19 protein-coding genes are annotated in these 22,064 nt (G+C 71.4%); 4 read left to right on the top strand and 15 right to left on the bottom strand.

From position 1 onward, the window contains the following. The 3 genes from ACFVQG_RS37475 to ACFVQG_RS37485 are packed head-to-tail and all read left to right on the top strand — an operon-like array spanning position 1 to position 3,477. A complete protein-coding gene (locus ACFVQG_RS37475) occupies positions 1-990 on the top strand; it encodes an aliphatic sulfonate ABC transporter substrate-binding protein (RefSeq protein WP_383392909.1) in 990 nt (329 codons plus the stop codon). A gap of 47 nt (positions 991-1,037) precedes the next feature. Then, on the top strand, positions 1,038-2,522 hold the full coding sequence (locus ACFVQG_RS37480) for a sulfatase-like hydrolase/transferase (RefSeq protein ID WP_383392830.1): 1,485 nt from the start codon (positions 1,038-1,040) through the stop codon (positions 2,520-2,522). Between the two features lie 13 nt (positions 2,523-2,535). Next, positions 2,536-3,477 (top strand): formylglycine-generating enzyme family protein, encoded by a 942-nt coding sequence (locus ACFVQG_RS37485; RefSeq protein WP_383392833.1) that lies wholly within the window; start codon positions 2,536-2,538, stop codon positions 3,475-3,477. Between the two features lie 487 nt (positions 3,478-3,964). On the opposite strand, the gene ACFVQG_RS37490 is transcribed toward ACFVQG_RS37485, so the two are convergent. Both ACFVQG_RS37490 and ACFVQG_RS37495 read right to left on the bottom strand, forming a co-directional pair. Continuing rightward, positions 3,965-4,348 carry a toxin Doc gene (locus ACFVQG_RS37490; protein ID WP_383392836.1) on the bottom strand — a complete coding sequence of 128 codons (384 nt, stop codon included), beginning with the start codon at positions 4,346-4,348 and terminating at the stop codon, positions 3,965-3,967. Then, positions 4,348-4,587, bottom strand: coding sequence for a hypothetical protein (locus ACFVQG_RS37495; RefSeq protein ID WP_383392838.1), 240 nt, complete (start codon positions 4,585-4,587; stop codon positions 4,348-4,350). Before ACFVQG_RS37495 ends, ACFVQG_RS37490 begins: the two co-directional genes overlap by 1 nt. Before the next feature lie 109 nt (positions 4,588-4,696). Here ACFVQG_RS37495 and ACFVQG_RS37500 point away from each other — a divergent pair, with 109 nt between their 5' ends. Then, entirely contained in the window at positions 4,697-5,272 is a 576-nt protein-coding gene (locus ACFVQG_RS37500) for a toll/interleukin-1 receptor domain-containing protein (protein WP_383392841.1), read from the top strand. Here ACFVQG_RS37500 and ACFVQG_RS37505 read toward each other — a convergent pair. The 13 genes from ACFVQG_RS37505 to ACFVQG_RS37565 form a co-directional block, all read right to left on the bottom strand. Further along, complete coding sequence (locus ACFVQG_RS37505; protein ID WP_383392844.1) at positions 5,269-7,149, bottom strand: SPFH domain-containing protein; 1,881 nt, start codon at positions 7,147-7,149, stop codon at positions 5,269-5,271. The genes ACFVQG_RS37500 and ACFVQG_RS37505 overlap by 4 nt on opposite strands. A gap of 7 nt (positions 7,150-7,156) precedes the next feature. Continuing rightward, entirely contained in the window at positions 7,157-8,572 is a 1,416-nt protein-coding gene (locus tag ACFVQG_RS37510; RefSeq protein ID WP_383392846.1) for a TIR domain-containing protein, read from the bottom strand. A 58-nt stretch (positions 8,573-8,630) separates the two neighbouring features. Beyond that, positions 8,631-9,563 (bottom strand): L-tyrosine/L-tryptophan isonitrile synthase family protein, encoded by a 933-nt coding sequence (locus ACFVQG_RS37515; RefSeq protein WP_383392848.1) that lies wholly within the window; start codon positions 9,561-9,563, stop codon positions 8,631-8,633. Between the two features lie 81 nt (positions 9,564-9,644). Beyond that, the gene (locus tag ACFVQG_RS37520) at positions 9,645-10,880 is read right to left on the bottom strand and encodes a cytochrome P450 (RefSeq protein WP_383392851.1); all 1,236 of its coding nucleotides are present in this window, start codon (positions 10,878-10,880) and stop codon (positions 9,645-9,647) included. Between the two features lie 248 nt (positions 10,881-11,128). Further along, positions 11,129-11,962 (bottom strand): ABC transporter ATP-binding protein, encoded by an 834-nt coding sequence (locus ACFVQG_RS37525; RefSeq protein ID WP_383392854.1) that lies wholly within the window; start codon positions 11,960-11,962, stop codon positions 11,129-11,131. Beyond that, the gene (locus tag ACFVQG_RS37530) at positions 11,959-13,032 is read right to left on the bottom strand and encodes a FecCD family ABC transporter permease (protein WP_383392856.1); all 1,074 of its coding nucleotides are present in this window, start codon (positions 13,030-13,032) and stop codon (positions 11,959-11,961) included. Before ACFVQG_RS37530 ends, ACFVQG_RS37525 begins: the two co-directional genes overlap by 4 nt. A gap of 11 nt (positions 13,033-13,043) precedes the next feature. After that, entirely contained in the window at positions 13,044-14,111 is a 1,068-nt protein-coding gene (locus tag ACFVQG_RS37535) for an ABC transporter substrate-binding protein (protein WP_383392859.1), read from the bottom strand. A gap of 155 nt (positions 14,112-14,266) precedes the next feature. Then, positions 14,267-14,938, bottom strand: coding sequence for a sigma-70 family RNA polymerase sigma factor (locus ACFVQG_RS37540; protein WP_383392862.1), 672 nt, complete (start codon positions 14,936-14,938; stop codon positions 14,267-14,269). Positions 14,939-15,086: 148 nt separating this feature from the next. Continuing rightward, on the bottom strand, positions 15,087-15,779 hold the full coding sequence (locus tag ACFVQG_RS37545; RefSeq protein ID WP_383392864.1) for a hypothetical protein: 693 nt from the start codon (positions 15,777-15,779) through the stop codon (positions 15,087-15,089). A 44-nt stretch (positions 15,780-15,823) separates the two neighbouring features. Then, a complete protein-coding gene (locus ACFVQG_RS37550; protein WP_383392867.1) occupies positions 15,824-16,339 on the bottom strand; it encodes a copper chaperone PCu(A)C in 516 nt (171 codons plus the stop codon). Then, positions 16,336-18,564: a heavy metal translocating P-type ATPase gene (locus ACFVQG_RS37555; RefSeq protein ID WP_383392870.1), complete on the bottom strand. Its 2,229-nt coding sequence runs from the start codon at positions 18,562-18,564 to the stop codon at positions 16,336-16,338. The genes ACFVQG_RS37550 and ACFVQG_RS37555 overlap by 4 nt, the downstream gene beginning before the upstream one ends. Beyond that, positions 18,564-18,794, bottom strand: a complete 231-nt coding sequence (locus ACFVQG_RS37560) for a hypothetical protein (RefSeq protein WP_383392873.1) — start codon at positions 18,792-18,794, stop codon at positions 18,564-18,566. The genes ACFVQG_RS37555 and ACFVQG_RS37560 overlap by 1 nt, the downstream gene beginning before the upstream one ends. 222 nt (positions 18,795-19,016) lie before the next feature. Next, positions 19,017-22,037, bottom strand: coding sequence for a PQQ-dependent sugar dehydrogenase (locus ACFVQG_RS37565; protein ID WP_383392875.1), 3,021 nt, complete (start codon positions 22,035-22,037; stop codon positions 19,017-19,019). Positions 22,038-22,064 lie beyond the last annotated feature (27 nt).

Below are 22,064 nucleotides of genomic sequence, written 5' to 3' on the forward strand. Positions count from 1 at the left end.
ATCACCCACGGGCCCCTCTCCACCGCACTCGCGGGCCTGTCCGCCCTGGCGTTGCTGACCGCCTGCGGCAGCGGTTCCTCGTCCGGCTCCTCGGGCGACAAGGTGCGACTCGGCTACATCAACGACTTCAACGGCGCGAGCCTGATCGCCATCGCGGAGGCCGAGGGCCTGTGGAAGAAGCACGGTCTGACGGCCGAGACCAAGACGTTCACCAACGGCCCCCTGCAGATCCAGGCCCTCGGCACGGACAACCTCGACTTCGGCTACATAGGCCCGGGTGCCATGTGGCTGCCCGCCTCCGGCCAGGCCAAGGTCGTCGCCATCAACACACTGGGCAACTCCGACCGGGTCCTCGCCCAGCCGGGCATCGAGACGATGCGGCAGCTCAAGGGCAAGACCGTCGCCGTGCCCGAAGGCACGTCCGGTGACATGATCCTCTCCCTCGCCCTGAAGAAGGCCGGGATGACCAAGGACGACATCGAGGTCGTCCCCATGGACCCGTCGACCATCGTCTCCGCCTTCTCCTCCCGACAGGTGGACGGCGCGGGCTTCTGGTACCCCGCCGCGGCCACCATCAAGAAGCAGGTCCCCGACCTGCGAGAACTGGCCAAGAACACCGACTTCGAGAAGGACGTCTCCTTCCCCACCGCCTTCGTCGCCGGGAACAAGGTGGTGGCCGACCAGCCCGAGAAGGTCGAGAAGGTCCTGGCGGTGCTGCGCGACGCCATCGAGTTCCGCTCCGCCCACACGGACGAGGCCATCCAGCTCACCGCCGACAAACTGAAGCTGCCCGTCGAGCAGGTCGCGGCCGACGCCGCCAACAACAAGCTCCTCAGCCTCGACGAACTCGACTCACTCACCCGGGACGGCACCGTCGCCAAGTGGCTGAAGGGCATGAACGACTACTTCGTGGAGGTGGGGAAGTTGGACAAGCCGGTCGATCCGGAGACCTACTACACCGGTGACCTCTTCGTCGGAGCGGGCGAGTGACCCCCTCCCGCAGTCCCGGTCCCTCCGGTGAGACGGACGCCACCAGGATGAACATCCTGTTCCTGATGACCGACCAGCACCGCGTGGACACCCTCGGCGCCTACGGCAACCGGCTGGCGCACACCCCGGTGCTCGACCAACTCGCCGCCACCGGAACCCGCTTCGACCGCTGGTACACCCCCACGGCCATCTGCACCCCGGCCCGGGCCAGCCTCCTCACCGGTCAGGCACCCTTCCGGCACAAGGTGCTCGCCAACCACGAACGCAATGTCGGCTACCTGGAGGACCTGGCCGAGGACCAGTTCACGTTCTCCCGGGCCCTGCGGGAACACGGCTACCACTGCGGACTCATCGGCAAGTGGCACGCGGGCAACCGCCGCACGGCCGCCGACTACGGCTTCGACGGCCCGGACCTGCCAGGCTGGCACAACCCGGTGGACCACCCCGACTACCTGGCCTACCTCGCCGAACACGGACTGCCCCCGTACGAGATCAGCGACCGCATCCGCGGCACCCTGCCCAACGGCGGGCCCGGCAACCTGCTCGCCGCCCGCCTCCACCAGCCGGTCGAGGCGACCTTCGAGCATTACCTGGCAACCCGCGCCATAGAGCAACTGGAGGAGTACGCACGGGACTTCAAGGCGCGGCAGCAGCCCTTCTTCCTCGCGCTGCACTTCTTCGGACCGCACCTGCCGTACATCCTCCCCGACGAGTACTTCGACCTGATCGACCCGGCGGACGTCGAACTCCCGAACTCCATCTCGGAGACGTTCCACGACAAGCCCCCGGTGCAGCGCAACTACAGCGCGCACTGGACGTTCGACACCATGCCCCTGGAGACCACCCGCAAGCTCATCGCCGTCTACTGGGGATACGTGGCGCTGATCGACCAGCAGCTGGGCCGGGTCATGGACGCCATGCGGCGGCTGGGACTCGTGGACGACACGGCCGTGTTCTTCACCTGCGACCACGGCGAGTTCACGGGCTCCCACCGGCTGCACGACAAGGGCCCGGCGATGTACGAGGACATCTACCGCACACCCGGCCTGATCCGCGTCCCGGACACCCCCGCCGGGGCAGTGCGCTCCGAGTTCGTCAGCCTCCTGGACTGCACCGCGACCATCCTCGACCTGGCGGGCATCGACCCGAAACCCGCGGTCGACTCACGCAGCCTGCTGCCGCTCGTCCGCGGCGAGTCCGTCGACTGGGACGACGCCGTCGTCTGCGAGTTCCACGGCCACCACTTCCCGTACCCCCAGCGCATGCTGCGCGAGGACCGGTACAAACTCGTCGTCAACCCGGACTCCGTGAACGAGCTGTACGACCTGTGGACCGACCCGGACGAACTCCACAACGTGCACGACCACCCCGACCTGACGGAGGTCCGGGGCCGCATGACACGCCGTCTCTACGGCGTCCTGCGGGAGCGCGGCGACAACTTCTACCACTGGATGACGTCGATGTACGACGTCGGGGAGGTGGGCCACGACCCGACCCTGAGCGGACTCGACGAGTCCACGTACCGCACCTAGAGGATCTGGACCCATGACACGCGATCACCGCCCCTGCTGTACCCCCACCGCCGCCCCCACAGCGGACGCGTCATCGCTGGCGGTCGCCCCGGCGACCCGGGGGCGGTCGACGCGTGGCCAGGTTCGCCTGCCCGGTGGTGGCTTCGCCATGGGGGATGCCTTCGACGAGGGATACCCCGCGGACGGGGAGACCCCGGTTCACCAGGTCCGCCTGAAACCCTTCCACATCGACGAGACCGCCGTCACCACCGCCCAGTTCGCCGCCTTCGTCAAGGCCACCGGCCATGTGACCGAGGCCGAGCGGCACGGCTCCTCGGCCGTCTTCCACCTCGCCGTCGCCGCCCCTGCCTCCGACATCCTCGGCAACGCCGCGGGAGCCCCCTGGTGGATCAACGTCCGGGGCGCCCACTGGCGCCATCCCGAAGGCGCCGGCTCCGACGTCAGCGACCGCCAGAGCCATCCCGTCGTCCACGTCTCGTGGAACGACGCGAACGCCTACGCCCGGTGGGCGGGCAAGCGCCTGCCCACCGAGGCCGAGTGGGAGTACGCGGCCCGCGGCGGACTCGTGGGCCGCCGATACGTGTGGGGTGACGACCTCACCCCCGGGGGCCGATGGCGCTGCAACATCTGGCAGGGACCGTTCCCGTACACCAACACCGCCGAGGACGGATACCTGACCACCGCACCGGTGAAGTCCTACCGCCCCAACGGCTTCGGTCTGTGGAACATGTCCGGCAACGTGTGGGAGTGGTGCGCGGACTGGTTCTCGCCCACCTACTACGCGGAGTCTCCGGGGCAGGACCCGGCGGGCCCCGACACCGGAACCACCCGGGTCCTGCGCGGCGGCTCCTACCTGTGCCACGACTCCTACTGCAACCGCTACCGGGTCTCCGCCCGTTCCTCCAACACCCCGGAGTCCTCCTCCTCCAATCTCGGGTTCCGCTGCGCCAACTGACCTCTGCTTCGGGCGCTTTGCGACGAGGACTGAACGACGGGGGTTGTAGGCGCTGGCCGACTCCGCCGCGGTGGCACGATCGGCGCGGTGTCGATCGGCGTCAACCATGAGCCGGTGGCCGTCCGTCGCCTCGAAGAGGTGGACGATCCCGGACCCGACCGCGTGATGCTCGCGGGAACGCTACAGCCTGCTCGACCAGTCGGGCCTCGACACGCTCCGGCCGCTGTGCGAGACGCGAGGCGTCGCCGTCCTGGCCGCGGGGGTCTGTCGGTCCGGACTCCTCGGGCCGTCCAGTTCCCCTTCGGGCACCCCGCGGTGACGAGTGTCGTGGTCGGTGCTCGACAGCCGGAGGAGGTGGACGCGACCGCCCGCGCGCTCGCGCACCCCGTCCAGCAGGCGTTCTGGACCGCCGCGCGGTCGGCCGGACTGCTGTCCGCCCGGGTACCGCTCCCCACCGGGTGGCTCGACCCCCCTCGACGCGGTGACGTCAGATCCGCCAGCCCCGCAGCGCGTCCGCGACGGCGTATATGGACACCCGCGTCTCGCGGACCTTCCTGATCAGGTCGGACAGCGCGCCGTAGGGAGGGTCGATGCCTTCCCCGGACTGGTCCATGTACTGGGCGGTGACGAACGCGGCGAAGAGGCTGTTGCGGTGGGGGAGCGGTTCCAGGCGCACGATGGTGTGCAGGAGCGCGGCGGCACGCCAGGCGGTGTCGGGGTTGGACGTGGCGAGGGTCGGCATGCGCGTCTTCTGGCGGGCGACGGCCGCCACGAGCGCCGAGTAGTCGGTGACCGACACGTCCTCGCCACCAAGGGCGGCCTCCTGGACGTCCAGGAGCCAGGGAACGTCGATGTACAGGATGTCGCTCATCAGGCGGCGGTGGTCCCCTCGCCCCGCTGGGCCGGGGGCACCTCGTCGGGAAACGCCTCGTCGAACTCGGCCCGCAGCCTGTCCGCCCACGAGGCGGCACCGGCGACGAAGCGCTGGCGCTGCATCTCGCGGACCCCGAGGTCGTGCATGTACTGCTTGAGGCTCTTGCCCTCAGCCGCCGCAGCCGCGCGCACGCCTTCCATTTCCTCTTCGGTGAAGGTCACGTTCAGTGATGGCATACCGGCATGGTACCTACTCGGTACCTTTCCCGGCGACCCGGTGTCGCCGATGTGCGCATTCAGTGCATATATCCCTCCTGGTCGAGGGTCCCGGCAGGACATTAGCCTGATGCCCGTGGATACGACGGGGTTGTTCCTGAGCGCGATCGGTACGGTCGCCGGTGTCGTCAGCGCCTACTTCGCGTACGTGGCGGTCCGCCACCAGTTGTCCAGGCGACGGCACCGACCCGTACCGGCGCCGCCTGCCCCTGGCTCCGCGCCCTACGACGTGTTCGTCTCGTACGGCCGCGAAGACGCCGACTGGGTACGCGCGTTCGCGGCACGGCTCGGTGAGAAGGGCCTCAACGTGGCGTACGACGAAATCGTCAGCAGGCCGGGAGGGATCCGCGTGCACACGGTCGAGACCGCGATCCGTGAGGCCGCGCACGGGCTGCTGGTGTTCAGCCCGGACTCGATGAACAGCGGCTGGGTCAGACAGGAGTACGCCGCCCTGATGCAGCCGTCGATCGAGTCCGGCCGCCTGTTCATCCCGGTCGTGGTGGGGGACGTGGAACTGCCGGAGTTCGCCGCCACCCGGTACTTCGCGGACTTTCGCGGAATGGGCGGCGCTTCCGGGCGCGACGGTGCGTACGAGCGACGGGTCGACGAGATCGCGCGGGCGCTGCGCGACCACGGACGTTCCTAGCCCGCGCCCTCCTCGTCGGCCGCGGCGCTCCGCGGCAGCGCGGACTGTTCGGCGTGCCGCTTCGCCCCGTCGATGATCTCCAGGGCGCGCTGCATGGGCAGGTACTTCAGCAGGGACTCCGCGTCCCCGCTGACGACCTGCGGGACGTTCATGTGTTTGAGTTCCGCCAGGAACATCTGCATGGCGACGGTGTCCCGGCCGAGCAACTCGATCCTGCGTTCCAGGGCCACGACGTCCAGCAGCCTCTGATCCCGCTCGGCCGCCCGCTCTATGCGCCGGATCTCCGCCTTGAGGTGGGCGTTCTTCTTCTGCTCCTCCAGCTCCTGGGTGCGTGTCTGCGCCTCGAACACCCTCTTGCGGGCCTTGTCGAGGTCACCGTCGAGGGACTCGAACTCACCCAGGTTGGTGCTCGCCGCCTCGACTCCCCACCCGGCGAGGGCATGGCGTACCTGTGCCGCCAGGTCCGTGCGGATGCTGGCGTAGCGGGTGAGGAACTCCTCCACCGTGGACTCGGCGGCGATGCCGTTGAAGTACGTGTCCACGGCGCCACCGAGCACCCGCTCGACGAACCGCTGCACCGGGGCGGGGTTGTTGACCAGACCGCCCACCCCGGACGTCGAGGAGTCGCCGAACTCGCTGACCAGCCGGGGAGCGGCGGCCTCGGGGATGTTCAGGGTCTGCCGCAGCTCCACCTGGAGCCGGTGCCCCTGGACGTTGACGCTGATCCGGTCGAGCGCGGCGTCGTAGTTGTTGTCCGACTGGGAACCGCCCTTGTTGCTCCAGTCCAGGATGAGCAGGCGGGTCGGTATGAGCACGACGCGTACGAACCACGGATTGAGCGCGTAGACGGAGCCCTCGCCGAGGGTTTCCTCCTGGACGCCCCGCCACCCTCCGCTCTCCAGGAACACCCAGGGGAGTCGGAAGCTGCTGTGTCCCTTGACGATCGGTCCGACCTTGCGCTCCTGCCGGTCGGGCTCGGCACCGTCCAGAGTGATCACCACTCCGGCATGGCCGACGGGGATCGCGATCTCCTTCAACTGCTCGGCACGGAGACCGTTCGAGCCGCCCCGCCCCGATCCGCTCACGCCGCTGCTGGTGATCACCTCGAAGAGGTAGGGGTTGATGTCGTAATGCGTGCCGCCGGTGAGGATCGCGAGCTGTCTGCCCTGTTCGCCGCCGCCGAGCAGGAACGCCGGTCCGTCCTGGAAGCTGTCGCACTCCACGTACCGGCCGAAGGGGCGGTCCGGGGGCCGGATCGCGCCGTCCCTGGCGATGACGAGTCCGACCGTGCCCGGCTCCACATAGGTCCGGGGCACCACCTCGACCTGGAACAGCGCGGTGTTGACGTAGTACGAGCTGTCGCCGCGCAGGATCGCGAGCTGTCTGCCCTGTTCGCCGCCGCCGAGCAGGAACGCGGGACCGTCCTGGAAGCTGTCGCACTCCACGTACCGGCCGAGGACCCGGCCGGGGTCGCGCTTGGCGCCCTCGGTGGCGACGACGAGTCCGATGTGGCCCGCCGGGACGTGGATCCGCGGGACGAACTCGACGCTGTGGACGAAGGGGGTGAGCCAGTACGGACGGCCCGGCAGGAGGGTGCGCGCCTGGACGCCGCGCGCGTTGTGGGGTGTGATCCGCTTGAAGCGCTGGTCCGGATGGGCCTTCCCGAACCTCTTGTGGACGATGCCGACATGACCCGCGGGCACCACGCACAGACCGGCCCAGGAGACCACGCCCGCTCCCAGTCCGGCCAGGGCACCGGACTGCCGTGCCGCACGGGGTGGTCGGTGCTCACCCTTCGACCGGCCCGCCCCGTAGCCGATGAGGCTGCCGAACACGCCGATCCCGACGACCAGTAACAGCACCAGTAACAGGGTCAACGAAGACTCATCCCCTCTCGCGAAGTCGCAGATGTACGGCGAGCACCGTCTGGGTCCACTGGTCGTACCAGTCCCGATACCGCTCGCTCTGGGGGTTGCGCAGCGTCGGGAAGAAGGCGTGGTCCCGGGTCCCGGATCCGCTGGTGAACTGCTGGTACTGGGGCACCGTCTCGTACGGCGAGGAACGCCAGCCGTAGGCCACGGACAGGGCCATGAAGTCCGCGTGCCGCCCGCCCTTCACCCGGGCGCGGCGCACCTGCGCACCGAAGCCGTGGACGCCGCCCGAGTAGCGCGACCAGAGGGCGTCGATCCCGGAGAGCAGGGCGTCGGGCAGGAGCTTGCCGTCGGGCCTCCGCAGCCAGCCGGTGTCGAGCCTGCCGACGGCCTCCAGGAGCAAGGTCGTCGTCAGCAGATCGGCGTGCTCGGTCTCCTGCTCGGCGAGCAGGGCTTCGAGGGTGACGAGCGACCTGCGGACGGTGGAGACCGGCGGCTGGCCCGCTCGGTACCGCGGGACCGGGGAAGCGCGCTGGACGGCAGGCTGTCGGTCCGAGCCGCGGAAGTGGTGGGAGTCGTGGAGGCGGCGCAGCAGGCGCAACGCGTCGGGTCCGGGCAGATCGCCGTTCCTGGCGTCGAGGTACCAACTGCTGGCGAGCAGGTAGTTGCGTTCCCCGCGTAACAGGATGGGGAAGAACTCGCGGCTGTGGCGCTGCCCCTCGAGGATCTCGCGCGTGACGTCCTCGGACTCCTCGGCCTCGGGCGACATCAGGACGACGACCGCGAGGGCGTGCCGGAGCCGCTGCCTGATCGTCCAGAGGTAGTCGTCGCCCCACTTGAGGTGTCCCAGGGACCATACGGGCAGACCCGAACCGGAGAGCTGGCCCACCAGCCGCTCCCCGTAGTCGGCGTCGGCGCGGGCGTAGCAGACGACGAACGCGGGCTCCGGGGACGCGGAACGCGGTCGCCGCGTCGGCGGACGGGCGAGGTCGAGTAACTCCCGGTCCGCGCGGGCCTTGCGGACCTGTTCCTCGCCGCGCAGGACACCGGCCAGCTCGGCGGCCTTGGCGTCGAACGCGGGTCCGCTCAGCTTGCGGAAGTCCACCCAGACCCGCGTCGCGGCGAAGTCGGGGACATCGGCGTCACCGCAGAGCACGGGGATCAGCCGCAGCCCGCGCCTGGCCGACGCCTGCACGAGCGCCGCGTACTCCTGGCGCGCCCACGGTTCGGTCATGGTGCGCGGACCGACGACCTGAATGCCGTGCTTGGAGCCGCGGATCGCCTCTTCGAGTTCGTGCACCACGATGTCGCCCGGCCGCAGGCTGCATCGGTCGAAGAAGACGCGCACACCCTGTGCCCTGAGACGGTCCGCGAGCAGGCCGGTCCAGTCGCCGTCATCCGCCGCGTAGGAGATGAATACGTCATACACCGTGTTTCCCCCGTAAGAACGCACAGTGATCGCGCCGTGACAGTCCAGGATAGCGAGTTCAGCGGCCTTCTGATCCCTGGGTGAAGTGACTGGATCTGCCGCCGAGCCGGACCAGGCGCCCCAGCTCGGCGGCTCTGGCCCGTGGCATGAGGGTCCAGGTGCCGTCGGCGCGGCGCAGGGCCGTCGAGTGCCAGGGGGTGGTCCAGGCGTCGGGGGCGTCCAGGAGGCGGATGCCGAACTTGTGGGCGCCGATGGGCTGGGGGTGGATGGACAGGCGTACGGAGCGGGGGTGGTGGTAGGCGATGAGGTCCCCCCAGGCGCGGCTGCGCTGGATGACCCCGTAGGCGCGCCGTCGGCATGCGCGTTGCAGCGCGGACCGGGTGCCGGTGTGGCCTGCGGTGTCCTCGACGAGGAAGCGTGTGATGCCGCGGTAGAGGGCCAGGGCGTGGTCGTCGGCATGGATCTCCGCTCTCAGGGCGTCCGTGGTGGGGGCGTAGCGGTCGTGGACGTGGGCGCGCTTGGCGTCGTGCGGGAGGTCGCCCAGTACGTCGCGCAGGTCGAAGAGGGACAGCCTGCCCAAGCCCATCTCATCGATGAACGTGCGGAGTTCGTCGGCGTAGGCGTCGATGTGGTCGTCGGGGACGCCGATGAGATCGCCGAAGACATGGCCGTCGGAGCAGACGACCAGCCGGGCGCCCGGCGGGTAGACGCGTGCGATCTCCGTGCACAGGGAGTGCAGGAAGGCGAGCGAGAGGCGCTCTCCCATGTCGGGCAGGTGGCCGAGGACCTTGGCGGGGTTCGGGGACTTGCAGGGGAAGCCGGGCAGGGTGAAGGTGAGGGGCTCGCCCGCGCGCACGACGTCGGCGATCTGGCGCAGTTGATGCGGGAACGCCTCGGCGCAGGCGCGGGCGTGGGCCTGATCGGTCGTGCGGTGGTGCGGGAGAAGCAGGCTCAGGATCGCGGCGCTGGTGCGCGCGGTCGTCGGCGGCATGTCGTTCCTCGGGGAGGCGTACGGGCATGGCGCCGTGGTCGATCGCGGCCGGGCGGCGCCGTCTGGGGAGTGTGGTCGGGATCAGAGCCGTCGGTCATAGCCGACGGGCAACTGAGCGGTGCCACGGCCGAGGACGGCCGGGGTCCACTCGATGTCCTCGTCCCTGATGGCCAGGTGGAGGCCGGGCAGCCGGGCGAGCAGAGCGCCCAGGGCGATCTGCAGTTCGGCACGGGCGAGGGCGGCGCCGGGGCAGAAGTGGATGCCGTGGCCGAAGGCCAGGTGGGGGTTGGGTGAGCGGTCGAGGTCCAGGGTGTCCGGGTCGGGGAAGCGGCGCGGGTCGCGGTTGGCCGCGCACAGGGACACGATCACCGAGTCACCGGCGGGGACCCGGGTGCCGCACAAGTCGCTGTCCTGGTCGAAGAAGCGCCAGGTGGTCAGCTCGAAGGCGCTGTCGTAGCGCAGGAGTTCCTCGACGGCGCGGGGGAGCAGGGAAGGGTTCTCGCGGAGGCGGGCGAGTTGCTCGGGGGCGCGGAACAGGGCGATCAGGGCCGTGGTGAGCTGGTTGGTCACCGGCTCCTGCCCCGCGACCAGAAGCTGGAAGACCATGGAGTCCAGCTCCCCCCGCGACAGCTCGCGCCGGTCGTGGGCCGTGGTGAGACGGCTGAGCAGGTCGTCGTCCTCGTGGCCGCGCTTGTGGGCGACGACCTCGGCGATATAGCTCTGCAGGCCGTGCAGCCGGGCCTCGTACCGCGGCCGTCCCGGATCGGTGGGGCCGACCGGCTGGACGACCTTGCCCCAGTCGCGGTCGAAGCGGACGGCCAGCTCCTGCGGGAGACCGATGACCTCGGCGAGGACCTGGAAGGGGAAGCGGGCGGCGAAACCGGCGACCAGGTCGGCGGGCCCGTACTCGGGCAACGTGTCGATCAGGGCGTCCGCCAGCTCCTGGAAGCGAGGGCGCAGACTGTCGACGCGGCGGGGTGTGAAGGCGTCCGTGACCAGGCGCCGCATGAGGGTGTGCCGGGGCGGGTCCTGGTGGAGGAGGTGCACCTGGAGCTGGGAGTGCTGGGGCTCCGGCATGATCGACGCCCGGTCCCGCCAACGGCGGTTGCCGCGGTCGTGGTTCTTGCCGAGGCGGTCGTCGTTGAGGGCGGCGTGGGCGGCGTCGTAGCCGGTGACGAGCCATGCCTGTACGCCGCTGGGGAAGAGCACGGAGTGGACCGGACCGGCCTCGCGCAGCTCCTCGTACAGGGGGTAGGGGTCGGCCTTGTAAGGGCAGCCCATGAGCGGGACCGGGTCCGCGGGCTTCGGGATGGTCATGGACGGGGCTCCTCAGAGGCGAGTTCGGGCCGGTGGTGGTCCAGCCACAGGGCGAGGTCGACGACGCGTTCCAGCCGCGGCCGGTGGCCCCACTCCAGCCGGTCGGGCGGGGTGTCCAGTCCAGGCGACGACCAGGGCGGGCAGACAGAAGGGCACCTTGACGAGGTTCATGTCGAGCATCGCCACGAACGACAGGACGCCCGCCACGGCAACCAGCGGCCATCGGTCCTCGTCGCGAGAGCCGAGTCTCACCCCCGCCGCCCCTCACTCCGCACACGCCGGGCGGGAAGCGGGTCTGGTTCGCGGCCGTCGGCGGGCGCCCGGTGGTCGAAGGCGATCAGCGGATCCCCGGTCAGGGGATGGTCGACTACGGCCGCCCGCACACCGAACACCTGGGCCATCAGGGCCGGGCTGAGCACCTCGCGCGGCGGCCCGGACGCCACCACGGCCCCCTCGTGCAGCACATGCAGCCGGTCGCAGACCGAGGCGGCGGCGTTGAGGTCGTGCAGTGACACCAAGGTGGTACGGCGCTCGGTGCGCAGCAGGGCGAGCAACTCGACCTGATGGCGGACGTCGAGGTGGTTGGTGGGCTCGTCCAGCACCAGCACATCCGGATCCTGCGCGAACGCCCGCGCCAACAGCACGCGTTGGCGCTCACCACCGGACAGTGCCGTGAACCTCCGCCCCGCGTGACCGTCCATGCCGACGTCGGCGAGCGCACGGGCGACGATGTCCCGGTCAGTGGCGTCCTCCCCGGCGAAGGCCCGCTTGTACGGGGTACGGCCCATGGCGACGACCTCCCGCACGGTCAGCTCGAAGTCACCGCCCCGCTCCTGCGGCAGCGCCGCCACATGCCGGGCCGACCGCACCGCGGTCATCTCCCGGAGATCGGTACCGGCGAGCAACACGCGCCCGGCGGTGGGCCTCAGATGCCGGTAGACCGTGCGCAGGAGCGTGGACTTACCGCTGCCGTTCGGCCCCACCAGCCCCGTGATCTCGCCCTCGGCCGCGATCAGCCGGGCGCCCGCCACGACCGTACGCCCGGCGTAGGCGACGTGCAGGTCCTCGACGTCGATCCTCACCTGCCGCTCCCCAGCCGCCGGTCCAGCAGATACAGCAGCGCCGGTGCCCCGATCAGCGAGGTGACCACGCCGACGGGCAACTCCTGCGTGTCCATCGCCGTACGGCAGACGATGTCGACCACCACCAGCAGCAACGCCCCGAACAGGGCGGACAGGGGCAGGAGGCGACGGTGGTCGCCGCCGACGACCAGACGGCACACGTGCGGCACCATCAGCGCGACGAAGGCGATCGCCCCGGACACCGCCACCAGGACGCCGGTCAGCACGCTGGTCAGCGTGAACAGTTCCCGGCGCAGCCGGGTGACGTCGACGCCGAGCCCGGCCGCCGACTCGTCACCCATCAGCAGGGCGTTCAGACCCCGGGCGCGCGCCTGGAGACACAGCCACCCGGCCGGTACGGCGACGGCGGGTACGGCGAGCAAGTCCCAGGTCGCCCCACCGAGACTGCCCATGAGCCAGAACAGCACGCTGTGGGTCTGCTGCTCGTCCCCCGCCCGGAGCACGAGGTAGCTGGTGAACCCGGACAGGAACTGCCCGATCGCCACCCCGGCCAGCACCAGCCGCAGAGGCGCGAAGCCTCCGCCGCGCCGGGCGACCGCCCACACGAGCGCGAAGGTGGCCAGCGCCCCGGCGAAAGCCGCACCCGACAGCCCCAGTCCCAGGGCGCCACCGGCCCCGAGACCGAGCACGATCGCCGCGACCGCGCCCAGCGAGGCGCCGTTGGAGATGCCCAGCAGGTACGGGTCGGCCAGCGGGTTGCGCACCAGCGCCTGCACGGCCGTGCCGACGAGACCGAGCCCGGCGCCGACGAGCGCCGCCAACAGGGCACGGGGAACCCGGAGTTGCCAGACGATCAGGTCGTCCGTGCCCGGCCGGGGCGCCTCGCCGGACAACCGCCGCCCCACCACGCCCCACACCTCGCCGGGCGGGATGGAGGTCGAACCCCAGGACACCGCCGCCGTCAGCGCCGCGAGAAGCGCCACCCCGAGGACCACCGCCAGCGGCCCGGCGCGCACCACGCGCGCCTCCCGGCTCACGTCCGCCGTCTCGGGGCCGGACGTGGACAACATGGAGGTCACGGTCAGCCGACCTCGCCCGGGTAGAGCGTCCTGGCGATCTCCTCGACGGTGTCGGCGTTCTCGACCCCGGCGATGGTGGTGTGCTCGGAGCCGATGCGCAGGAAGCGGCCCTCCCTGACCGCCGTCAGCCCCTTGGTGGCCGCGTTGGCCTTCAACCACCGCTCCGCTTCGTCGAACGCCTTCTCGTTCGCCGCCGCACCGCCCCGGTCCCGCACGCCGAGCTGGATCCAGTCCGGATTCTCGGCGATCACGTCCTCCCAGCCGACCTGCTGGAAGTCGCCGTCACAGTCGGCGAACACGTTGCGGGCACCGGCCAGGGTGATGACCGCGTTGGCGACCTGGCGGTTGCACACGACGGTGGGCTGCTTGGTTCCGGCGTCGTAGTCGAAGAAGAAGTACGTGGGCCGCGCGCTCTCCGCCGTACCGCCGACCGCCTTCCGGACGGCGTCCGTCTTCTCCCGCATGCCCGCGACGAGTTCCTCCGCCTTGGCGCTCGTGCCGGTGACCTGGCCGAGGGAGGTGATGTCGGCCTCGACGGCGGAGAGGTCGGTCACCGGGGTCTCGCGTTGCGCGGCACAGGCGGTGGACTTGAGGTACATGTGCTTGATCCCGGCCGCCTCGAACTCCTCCTCGGTCGGGGCGTCGCCCATCCCGCCGCCCATATTCATATGGGCGAAGGTGTCGATGTACAGGTCAGCGCCGGACCCGAGGAGCTTCTCCTTCGGGATCACGCTCTCGCTGAGCACCTTCACCTTCCGCGCCTCCGCGTCGAGGGCGCCGGGGAGGCTGCCCTCGCCGGGCGGGAATCCGGTGCCGATCACCTTGTCACCGACGCCGAGGCGGAGCAGCAGCTCCAGGCTGGAGGCGTTGCTGGTGACGATCCTCTCCGGGACGCCGGAGAACGTGGTCCTGGCGCCCGAGCAGTCGGTGACGGAGACCGGATCGTCACCCGAGACGGCCGTCTTCCCGGCGCTCTCGTCGGGTGTGTCCTTCTCCCCGCCGCCGCAGCCGGTCGCCAGCAGGCCGCCGAGTACGACGGCCGCCGTACCGCTCCACACACGAGAACGCATCGAAAGTCTCCAGGCTCCAGTTGGTACGGGGGCGAACCGTCGTCGGTCACCCGGTCCAGAAGTCGGGGCGAACCGCCGTCGAGTTCCCGCCGAGTTGGCGGGAGCGGCGGCGGCGCGGGATTCTCCCGGCCCGCGCCGCCGCCGTGCAGCCGGACTCAGGCCGCCTGCAGGGCCGGTTCGTCCGCCTCGTCCAGCAGATCCATCAGGGTGGCCCGGGCGCGGGCCACGCGGGAGCGGACCGTGCCGATGGGGCAGTCACTGACCTCGGCCGCCTCCGCGTAGGGCAGGCCGACCACCTGCGTGAGGACGAAGGCCTCCCGCCGGTCGTCCGGCAGTGACGCCAGCAGATCGAGCAGGGCGACGCCGTCGTCGAAGCCGGGCAGGTCCCGCGGCTGCGCGTTCTCGACGGTCAGCTGCCAGTCCGCCACGTCGTGCAGGCGGGGCCGGGCGGACGTGTACCGGTAACTGTCGATCACCGCGCGGCGCGCGATGGACAGCAGCCACGCACGGGCCGAGGAGCGGCCCTCGAACCGGTGCAGGCTGCCGAGCGCCCGGAGGAACGTGTCCTGAGCCAGGTCGTCGACGGCCTGGGTGTCGGAGCACAGATGGGCGATGTACCGCTGGACATCGCGGTGCAGCGCGCGCACGAAGCGGTCGACGGCGTCCGCGTCACCGCCGCGCGCGGCCAGCGCCCATGCCGTTATCGATTCGTCGAGCGACGCCGTCGATTCGTCGAGCGGCGCCGCTTTCTCGCCTTTGCCGCTCTCCTCGCTCTCATGGCTCTCACGGCCCTCATCGGGTGAGGCGGGCAGGACAGAAGTGATCACCTGGTGTCCTTCTCGGGATCCGGACCGGTGGCGCGCGCGAGAGGGCGCGGCCGGTCGCGTACGTGGGGATCCGGCCGTACGGCGCCTGTACGGGCGTACGACCGAGGCCCGAGGCGCGCAGGGGGCAGCCTCGGGGGACCGGCTGTCGTCAGAGGACAGCGGCTCGCGCGGGTGGACCCCGAGAAGTGATCGTGTGGACGAGGAGGAGACGCGCGGCCCACCTCGAGCGGCGCCGACGCGGCCGGACGTGCGGGCGGTCGGGGGTGTCGGGCAGAGCGAGCGGCAGGTGGAGCGGCGCGGTCAGCCATCCGGCCACGGCCCGCAGGATGCGGAACGCGGCCTTCTCGCCGTAGGCCAGCCAGAGGCCGCACAGCAGTGCGGCGAGGAGGTGGGCGGCGAGCATGCCGAACGACGACGAGCCGCCCGGGGAGTGCTCCATGTGACCCATGCCGATGGCGTCCATGGCGTCCATGGCATCTGCGGAGTGCGTGGCGTGCATGGAGTGGCCCCCATGCATGGACCCCATGCCCATGGACGACATGTCATGAGCCGTGGCACCCATGTCCCCGGACGGCGTTCCCCCACCCGCCGACTGCGCGAACGAGAACGCCGAATGCAGCGCCGTCTGGGCGGCGACCACGACCGTCACGATCAGCGGCAGCCCGCGCTCACGGCCCGCCAGGCACCAGCCCACGGCACCGGTCACGGCCACTCCGGCGGCCAGCGTCCACGCGGCCACGGGACTGCCGGACATCAGGACGTGCCCCAGGGCGGCGAGCAGCACGCAGACGGCCGCGAACACCGCGGCCCGTAGCGTGCGAGAGCACCACCCTGCTGTCATGGCGCCTCATCCTCGCATCCGGACACCGCATCGCCCGTCATGGGTCACGAGCCGGGCCGGACCACCACCGCGAGGACGCTGACCGCCCCGCTCCGCTCGAAGTGCAGCGTGAACGGCACGAGATCGCCCACCTGCCAGCCCGCCCCGGCCCGCAGGGTCACGTCCACGCCGCTCGGCGACATGGACAGTTGACGGCCTGCGGGGACGGCCACCGAGTCCACGTCGTCCTTGTAGGCGGACGCGCCACCGTCGGCCATGCGATGCGCGCTGAGGGCGAGCTGCCCGCCCGTGGCGGAGGACGTCACCTTGACCAACCGGTCGCCCGCGCCGCCGCGATGGGAGATGTCGAAGAACGCGGCGGTGTCCGTGGTATCGCCGTACGGCAGGAAGACCCGTCCGTTCGAGACGGCGATCCGGGCCGGGCTACCGGCCTGCCCGGCGCCGACCCAGGCCGTCAGACCTCCCAGGGCGATACCGCACGCGGCGACGGGCGCGAGCGCGGTGAGCAGGCTGTCGGTGAGCCGACGACGGGTCGGCCGCCACCGGGCCCCTACGGTCATCGGGTGTGCCTCCGGGAGGGCGAGGGCTGCCAGCCGCGCAGCCGCAGGCTGTTGCCGACCACCAGCAGCGAACTGACCGACATCGCCGCCGCGGCGAGCATCGGGTTGAGCAGGCCGACCATGGCGAGCGGCACGGTCACGACGTTGTAGCCGAACGCCCACACCAGGTTGGCGCGGATCGTGCCCAGGGTGCGCCGGGCCAGCCGCACCGCGTCCGCCAGGGCCTCGATGTCGCCGCGGACGAGAGTCACGTCGGCGGCTCCGATGGCCACGTCGGTGCCGCTGCCCATGGCGATGCCGAGGTCGGCGCGGGCCAGCGCGGCGGCGTCGTTCACCCCGTCGCCGATCACCGCGACCCGACAGCCCCGTTCTCGCAGGTCCCGCACGAGGGCACCCTTGTCCTCCGGCGAGCAGCGGGCGTGGATCTCGTCGATACCCAGTTCCCGTGCGACGGCCTGGGCGGGTGCCTCCCCGTCGCCGGTGGCGAGCACGGGCTTCACCCCGAGGCGCCGCAGCCGGTGAACGGCCCGGTAGCTTCCGGGCCGCACGACATCCCCGACCTCGATCAGCGCCTGCGCCACCCCGTCCACCCGCACCAGTACCGGCGTGCGCGCCGCGGCCTCCGCGCCCGTTATCGCCTCCGTCAGGACGGCGGGCAACCCGCCCTCCGGCGCGAGGACTTCGACCAGCCGACCGTCCACCCGGCCCTGGACCCCCCTCCCCGGCAGGGCGGTGAACGCGCCGACATCCGGCAGCGCTCCGACAGTCCGGCGCGCGTACGCCGTGACCGCCCGCCCCAGCGGATGCTCCGAGCCCCGCTCCACCGCCCCGGCCAGCCGCAGCACCGCGTCCGTCCCGATCCCGTCCGGCACGGCCGTGACCCGGGCGACGCTCATGTGGCCGGAGGTGAGGGTGCCGGTCTTGTCCAGCACGACGGTGTCCAGATGCCGTAGCCGCTCCAGGGCCCGCGGACCGCTGACCAGGACGCCGAGCTGGGCCCCGCGCCCCGTGGCGGCCATCAGCGCGGTCGGTGTCGCAAGACCGAGCGCACACGGGCAGGCCACCACCAGCACGGCCACGCACGCCGTGATCGCCGCCTGTGGCTCGGCCCCGGCGCCGAGCCAGAACCCCAGCGCCGTGGCGGCCAGCGCCAGCACGACCGGCACGAAGACCCCGGCCACCGAGTCGGCCAGCCGCTGCGCCGACGCCTTCTGGGCCTGTGCCTCGGTCACCAGCCGTGTGATCCGGGCGAGCTGGGTGTCCGCCCCGACCGCGGTGGCCCGCACGAGCAGCAGCCCACCGGCGTTGACGGCCCCGCCGACCACGGCTGAACCCGGCCCGACCTCGACCGGCTCGCTCTCCCCGGTGACCAGCGACAGATCGACGGCGGAACTCCCCTCCACCACCTCACCATCGGTGGCCACCCGCTCCCCGGGCCGCACGACGAAGACCTGCCCGGACCCCAACTCCTCGACCGGGACCAGCCGTTCCACGCCGCCCTCGCGCAGGGAGACCTCCTTGGCGGCCAGCCGGGCGAGCGACCGCAGCGCCGCCCCGGTCCCGCGCCGGGCCCGCGCCTCCAGGGAGCGGCCCGCGAGCACGAACAGCGGGACGCCGACGGCGGCCTCGAGGTAGAGGTGCGCGACGCCGTCCGAGGCCGACGGCACCAGACTGAAGGGCATCCGCATCCCGGGATCCCCGGCACCACCGAAGAAGAGGGCGTACGCCGACCAGGAGAAGGACGCCACCACCCCCAGCGACACCAGCGTGTCCATGGTCGCGGTGGAGTGCCGCAGCCCCCGTACCGCCCGCGCGTGGAACGGCCACGCGCCCCACACGGCAACCGGCGCCGCGAGTACGAAGCACAGCCACTGCCAGTTGCGGAACTGCAGCGCGGGCACCATGGACAGCACCAGGACGGGCACGGACAGCAGCGCGGCGATGAGCAGCCGCGCACGCTCCGGCTCCACCGCGCGCTGCCGCCTCCCCGGCGGCTCGGGCAGCGTGGCGGTGTACCCCGCCTCCTCGACCGTCGCGACGAGACGGTCCGCGCCGATCCGCGCCGGATGACTCACCCGGGCCCGCCCCGTCGCCAGATTGACGGTCGCCGAGACCCCGTCCAGCCTGCCGAGCTTCTTCTCGACGCGCCTGACGCAGGCCGCGCAGGTCATGCCGCCCACGGTGAGATCGGTCGTGACCAGGGCGGTCACCGGTTCGGTGGCCATCAGTGGTCCGCCCCGTGCATGGTCCCCATGTCCTCCACGTCACCCACGTCGCCGCCGCCGGAGCCGGTGCCGTGCATGCCGGGCGCCACGGGCCCGGCGGCGGCCCCGACGGCGTACGACACGGCGAACATCAACGCCAGGAGCAGCAGAAAGCCGCAGAGCGCGGGCGGCGGCGCCACCTTCCGCGGCAGCGCACCCGCGCCGGAGGAAGCTTGTCGGGACTCGTCCATCACCGGGTCTCCAGATCGCGTCGCACGGCGTCGGTCGGATCGCGCCGCACTGGTTCAGGAGTCGGGGCGGTGAGGGCCGGAGTTCCGCGGGAGGTGTGTGGCGCGCGTCACGTATGTGCGCGACCGGGGGAGCCGAGAACCAAGCTGTGCTCCCACGCCGTCGCCCCGCTGCGCGGCACCAGGTGCGTGCCGCGCAGCGGGGCGACGTCAGGCAAACGCCGATCAGTCAGCCAACCGGTCAGCCAGCCAGTCGGCGTCGCGGACCAGCGCGGCGGACACCGAGGCGTCGCGCACCAGGTGCCGGTCGGCGGCGAGAGCGGCGAACCTGTCCAGCGCCCTCTCCGCCAGGCTGTCACGGCCCGCCTCCGCGTGACGGCGGGCCTGCTCGAGGCGTTCGAGGAGTTCCTCGGCGCCCTTGCCGGTGATGAGATCGCGCTGGTGGAAACGCTTGACCAACGACCGCACGTCGGCGAAGGAGGTCCTGGTGGTGAAGGTGACCTTCGCCGTGGTGCTGTTGCCCGCGGGGTCCTCGGCGGTCACCAGCAGTTCGTGCGTGCCGAGCGGCAGGCGCCACAGTTCCAGTTCACCGGCGGTGACCGGGTCCCCGTCGAGTGTGGCGGCCGTGGGGACCTCGCCGGACACCGCGTCCTCGGCGGTGAGGGCGAGGAGGGGCGCCGCGGAGTCCCCGTACCGCGCGCCGTCGCCGAGCCCGGAGACGGTGATCTCCGGTCCGGCCTTGTCGGCGACTCCGGGACCGGTGAAGGTGAAGGAGTCGGCCGTCACACCGCCACTGGAGGTGACGTACAGGGCGCCGGTGCCCGAGGGCGCGTCCGTGAGGGCGGTGGTGACGGTCTGCCAGCCGTCCCCGGCGGGGACGCGCACCGTCGCGAAGGGCTCGGCGGTGGCGGAGTCCCAGCGGAACTGGAGTTCCCCGGCGCCGGTGGCGACGGTCCGCACGGCGTTGACGCCGGTGAGGTCGACCGGGTCGTAGGCGATCCGGTCCCCCTCGTCGAAGGAGGTGAGCTTGCGCAGACCGGAGGCGGTGTCGTCGTCGGTGACCTCGACGCCGGTCAGGACGTCCGCGTGCTCGGCCTCCAGCAGGGACGGGTTGAGTACGGCCTGGGCCTCACCGGCCAGCGCCGGTACGGAACCCGCGCCGCCGCCGTCGGTGTAGGTCACTCCGAGGACCCCGAAGACGTTCTCGGTGGCGCCGTGCCCGGCGTCCTGGGGCGTGACGACCGTGCCCCTGCACCCGGTTCCGCTGTCGACGGGATGGCCGTGCTCGTTGTGGCCGAGCCCGAAGGTCCACGCCAGCCGGGTGCAGTCGATGCCGTCGGCGCCGTCCTCCGGATCGGTGATCCGCACCTCGTAGGGAACGGTGTCGCCCCAGGAGAAGAAGCCGCCGTGCGCCGGGAAGGTGACCTCCACCGTCGGCGCGGTGTTGCCGACGGTGATCTGCCGGGAGGCGAGGGCGGTCAGACCGAGGGGGTCCGTCACCCGCAGGCGGGCCTGGAACTGGCCGTCGTCCGCGTAGGTGTGGGTGGCGGTCCGGCCGGTGGCGTCATAGCTGCCGTCACCGTCGAAGTCCCAGTCGTACGTCAGCACCCGGCCTTCGGGATCGGTGGAGCCCCCGGCGTCGAAGGTCACCTCGAGCGGTCCCCGCCCGGAGGTCTTCGAGGCGGTGAACTCGGCGTGCGGTGACTTGTTGCCCTCGGCGTAGTCGACGCGGTAGAGCCCGGCGTCCGGGTTCTCGCGGAAGAAGCCGTCGCCGTAGTCGAGGACGTAGAGGGAGCCGTCGGGGCCGAACTCCAGGTCCATGGGGTTGTCCCAGATGGGCTGGCCGTTGGCGGTGAGGGCCGTGTTGGGCAGGAAGTTCTCCAGCTTGCTGACCGGCCCGTCCGGGCCCTCCGACGTGAAGGCGGCCACGTAGTCCTGGGAGAACTCGCCGAAGAACTGCTTGCCGTCCCAGTACGCCGGGAACTTGGTGCCCGCCGGGTTGTCCTCGTCGTAGTGGTAGACGGGGCCGCCCATCGGGGCCTGACCGCTCCCGGAGCCGAAGGCGGTCAGCTCGGGCCAGGGCTGGTCGGTGTCCCGGTCGCCGTACCAGAGCGTGGCGGGGACGGCCGGGGGCAGGGTGGTGAGACCGGTGTTCCAGCGGGAGTCGTTGACCGGGGCCGAGCAGTCGAACGCGGGCCCGGAGGTGAGGGTCGCGAAGTCGAAGTCCCGGTAGGGCTGGGAGTTGTCGCCGGTGCAGTACGGCCAGCCGCTGTTCAGCGGCCTGCTGGTGGTCTGCCACTCCACCAGGCCCATGGGGCCGCGGTCCGGGTTGGCGGTACCGGCGTCGGGGCCGTAGTCGCCCCAGGACACGGCGCCGGTCGCGTCGTCCACGTCGAAGCGGAACGGGTTGCGCACGCCCATGACGTAGATCTCCGGGCGGGTCTTCGCCGTCCCGGGCGGGAAGAGGTTGCCCTCGGGGACCGTGTAGCCGCCGTCCGCGCCGACGCGGATGCGCAGGATCTTGCCGCGCAGGTCGTTGGTGTTGCCCGCGCCCCGGCGGGTGTCGAGGCCGGGGTTGTAGCCCGGCGCGTCGTTGATGGGCGCGTAGCCGCTGGTGTTGGGGCCGCTGGCGGGGGTGTTGTCGCCGGTGGCGAGGTACAGGTTGCCGTCGGCGTCGAAGTCCACGTCACCGCCGACGTGGCAGCACTGGCCCCGGTTGTGCGGCACCCGGATGATCTCCTGCTTGGTCGACAGGTCGAGCCCGTCACCGGTCCACTTGAAGCGGGCCAGCAGGTCGTGGCCCTCCCAGCGTGCCCAGTACGAGTCGTCCTCCCCGGCGGGCAGCGTCTGCGGGGCCGAGCCGGTCGGGGTGTTCAGCGGCGGGGAGTAGAAGAGGTACACCCACTTGTTCTCGTCGAAGTCCGGGTCCAGGGTGACGGTCTGGAGCCCCATCTCGGAGTTGTTGTACACGTCGATGTGATTGACGACCCTGGTGGTGCCCGCGCCGGGGTCGGTCAGCCGAAGGTCGCCGTTGCGGGCGGTGTGGAGCACCCGGTTGTCGGGCAGCACGGCGAGGTCGATGGGTTCGCCGACGCTCTTGGAGAGTGTGACGCGCTCGTAGTTGGCCCAGTCGAGCGCCGGGTCGTCCGCCGCGGCGGCGGAACCGGCCGCGGGCAGGACGAGCCCGGCCAGCGGCAGGGACATCAGGGCGGCTCGCGCCGCCCACCGTCTGAGGGTGCGATGCATCGTTCGTACGACTCCTTAGCTGGGCGC

It is taken from the genome of Streptomyces sp. NPDC057877 (assembly GCF_042796855.1).
Lineage (GTDB): Bacteria > Actinomycetota > Actinomycetes > Streptomycetales > Streptomycetaceae > Streptomyces.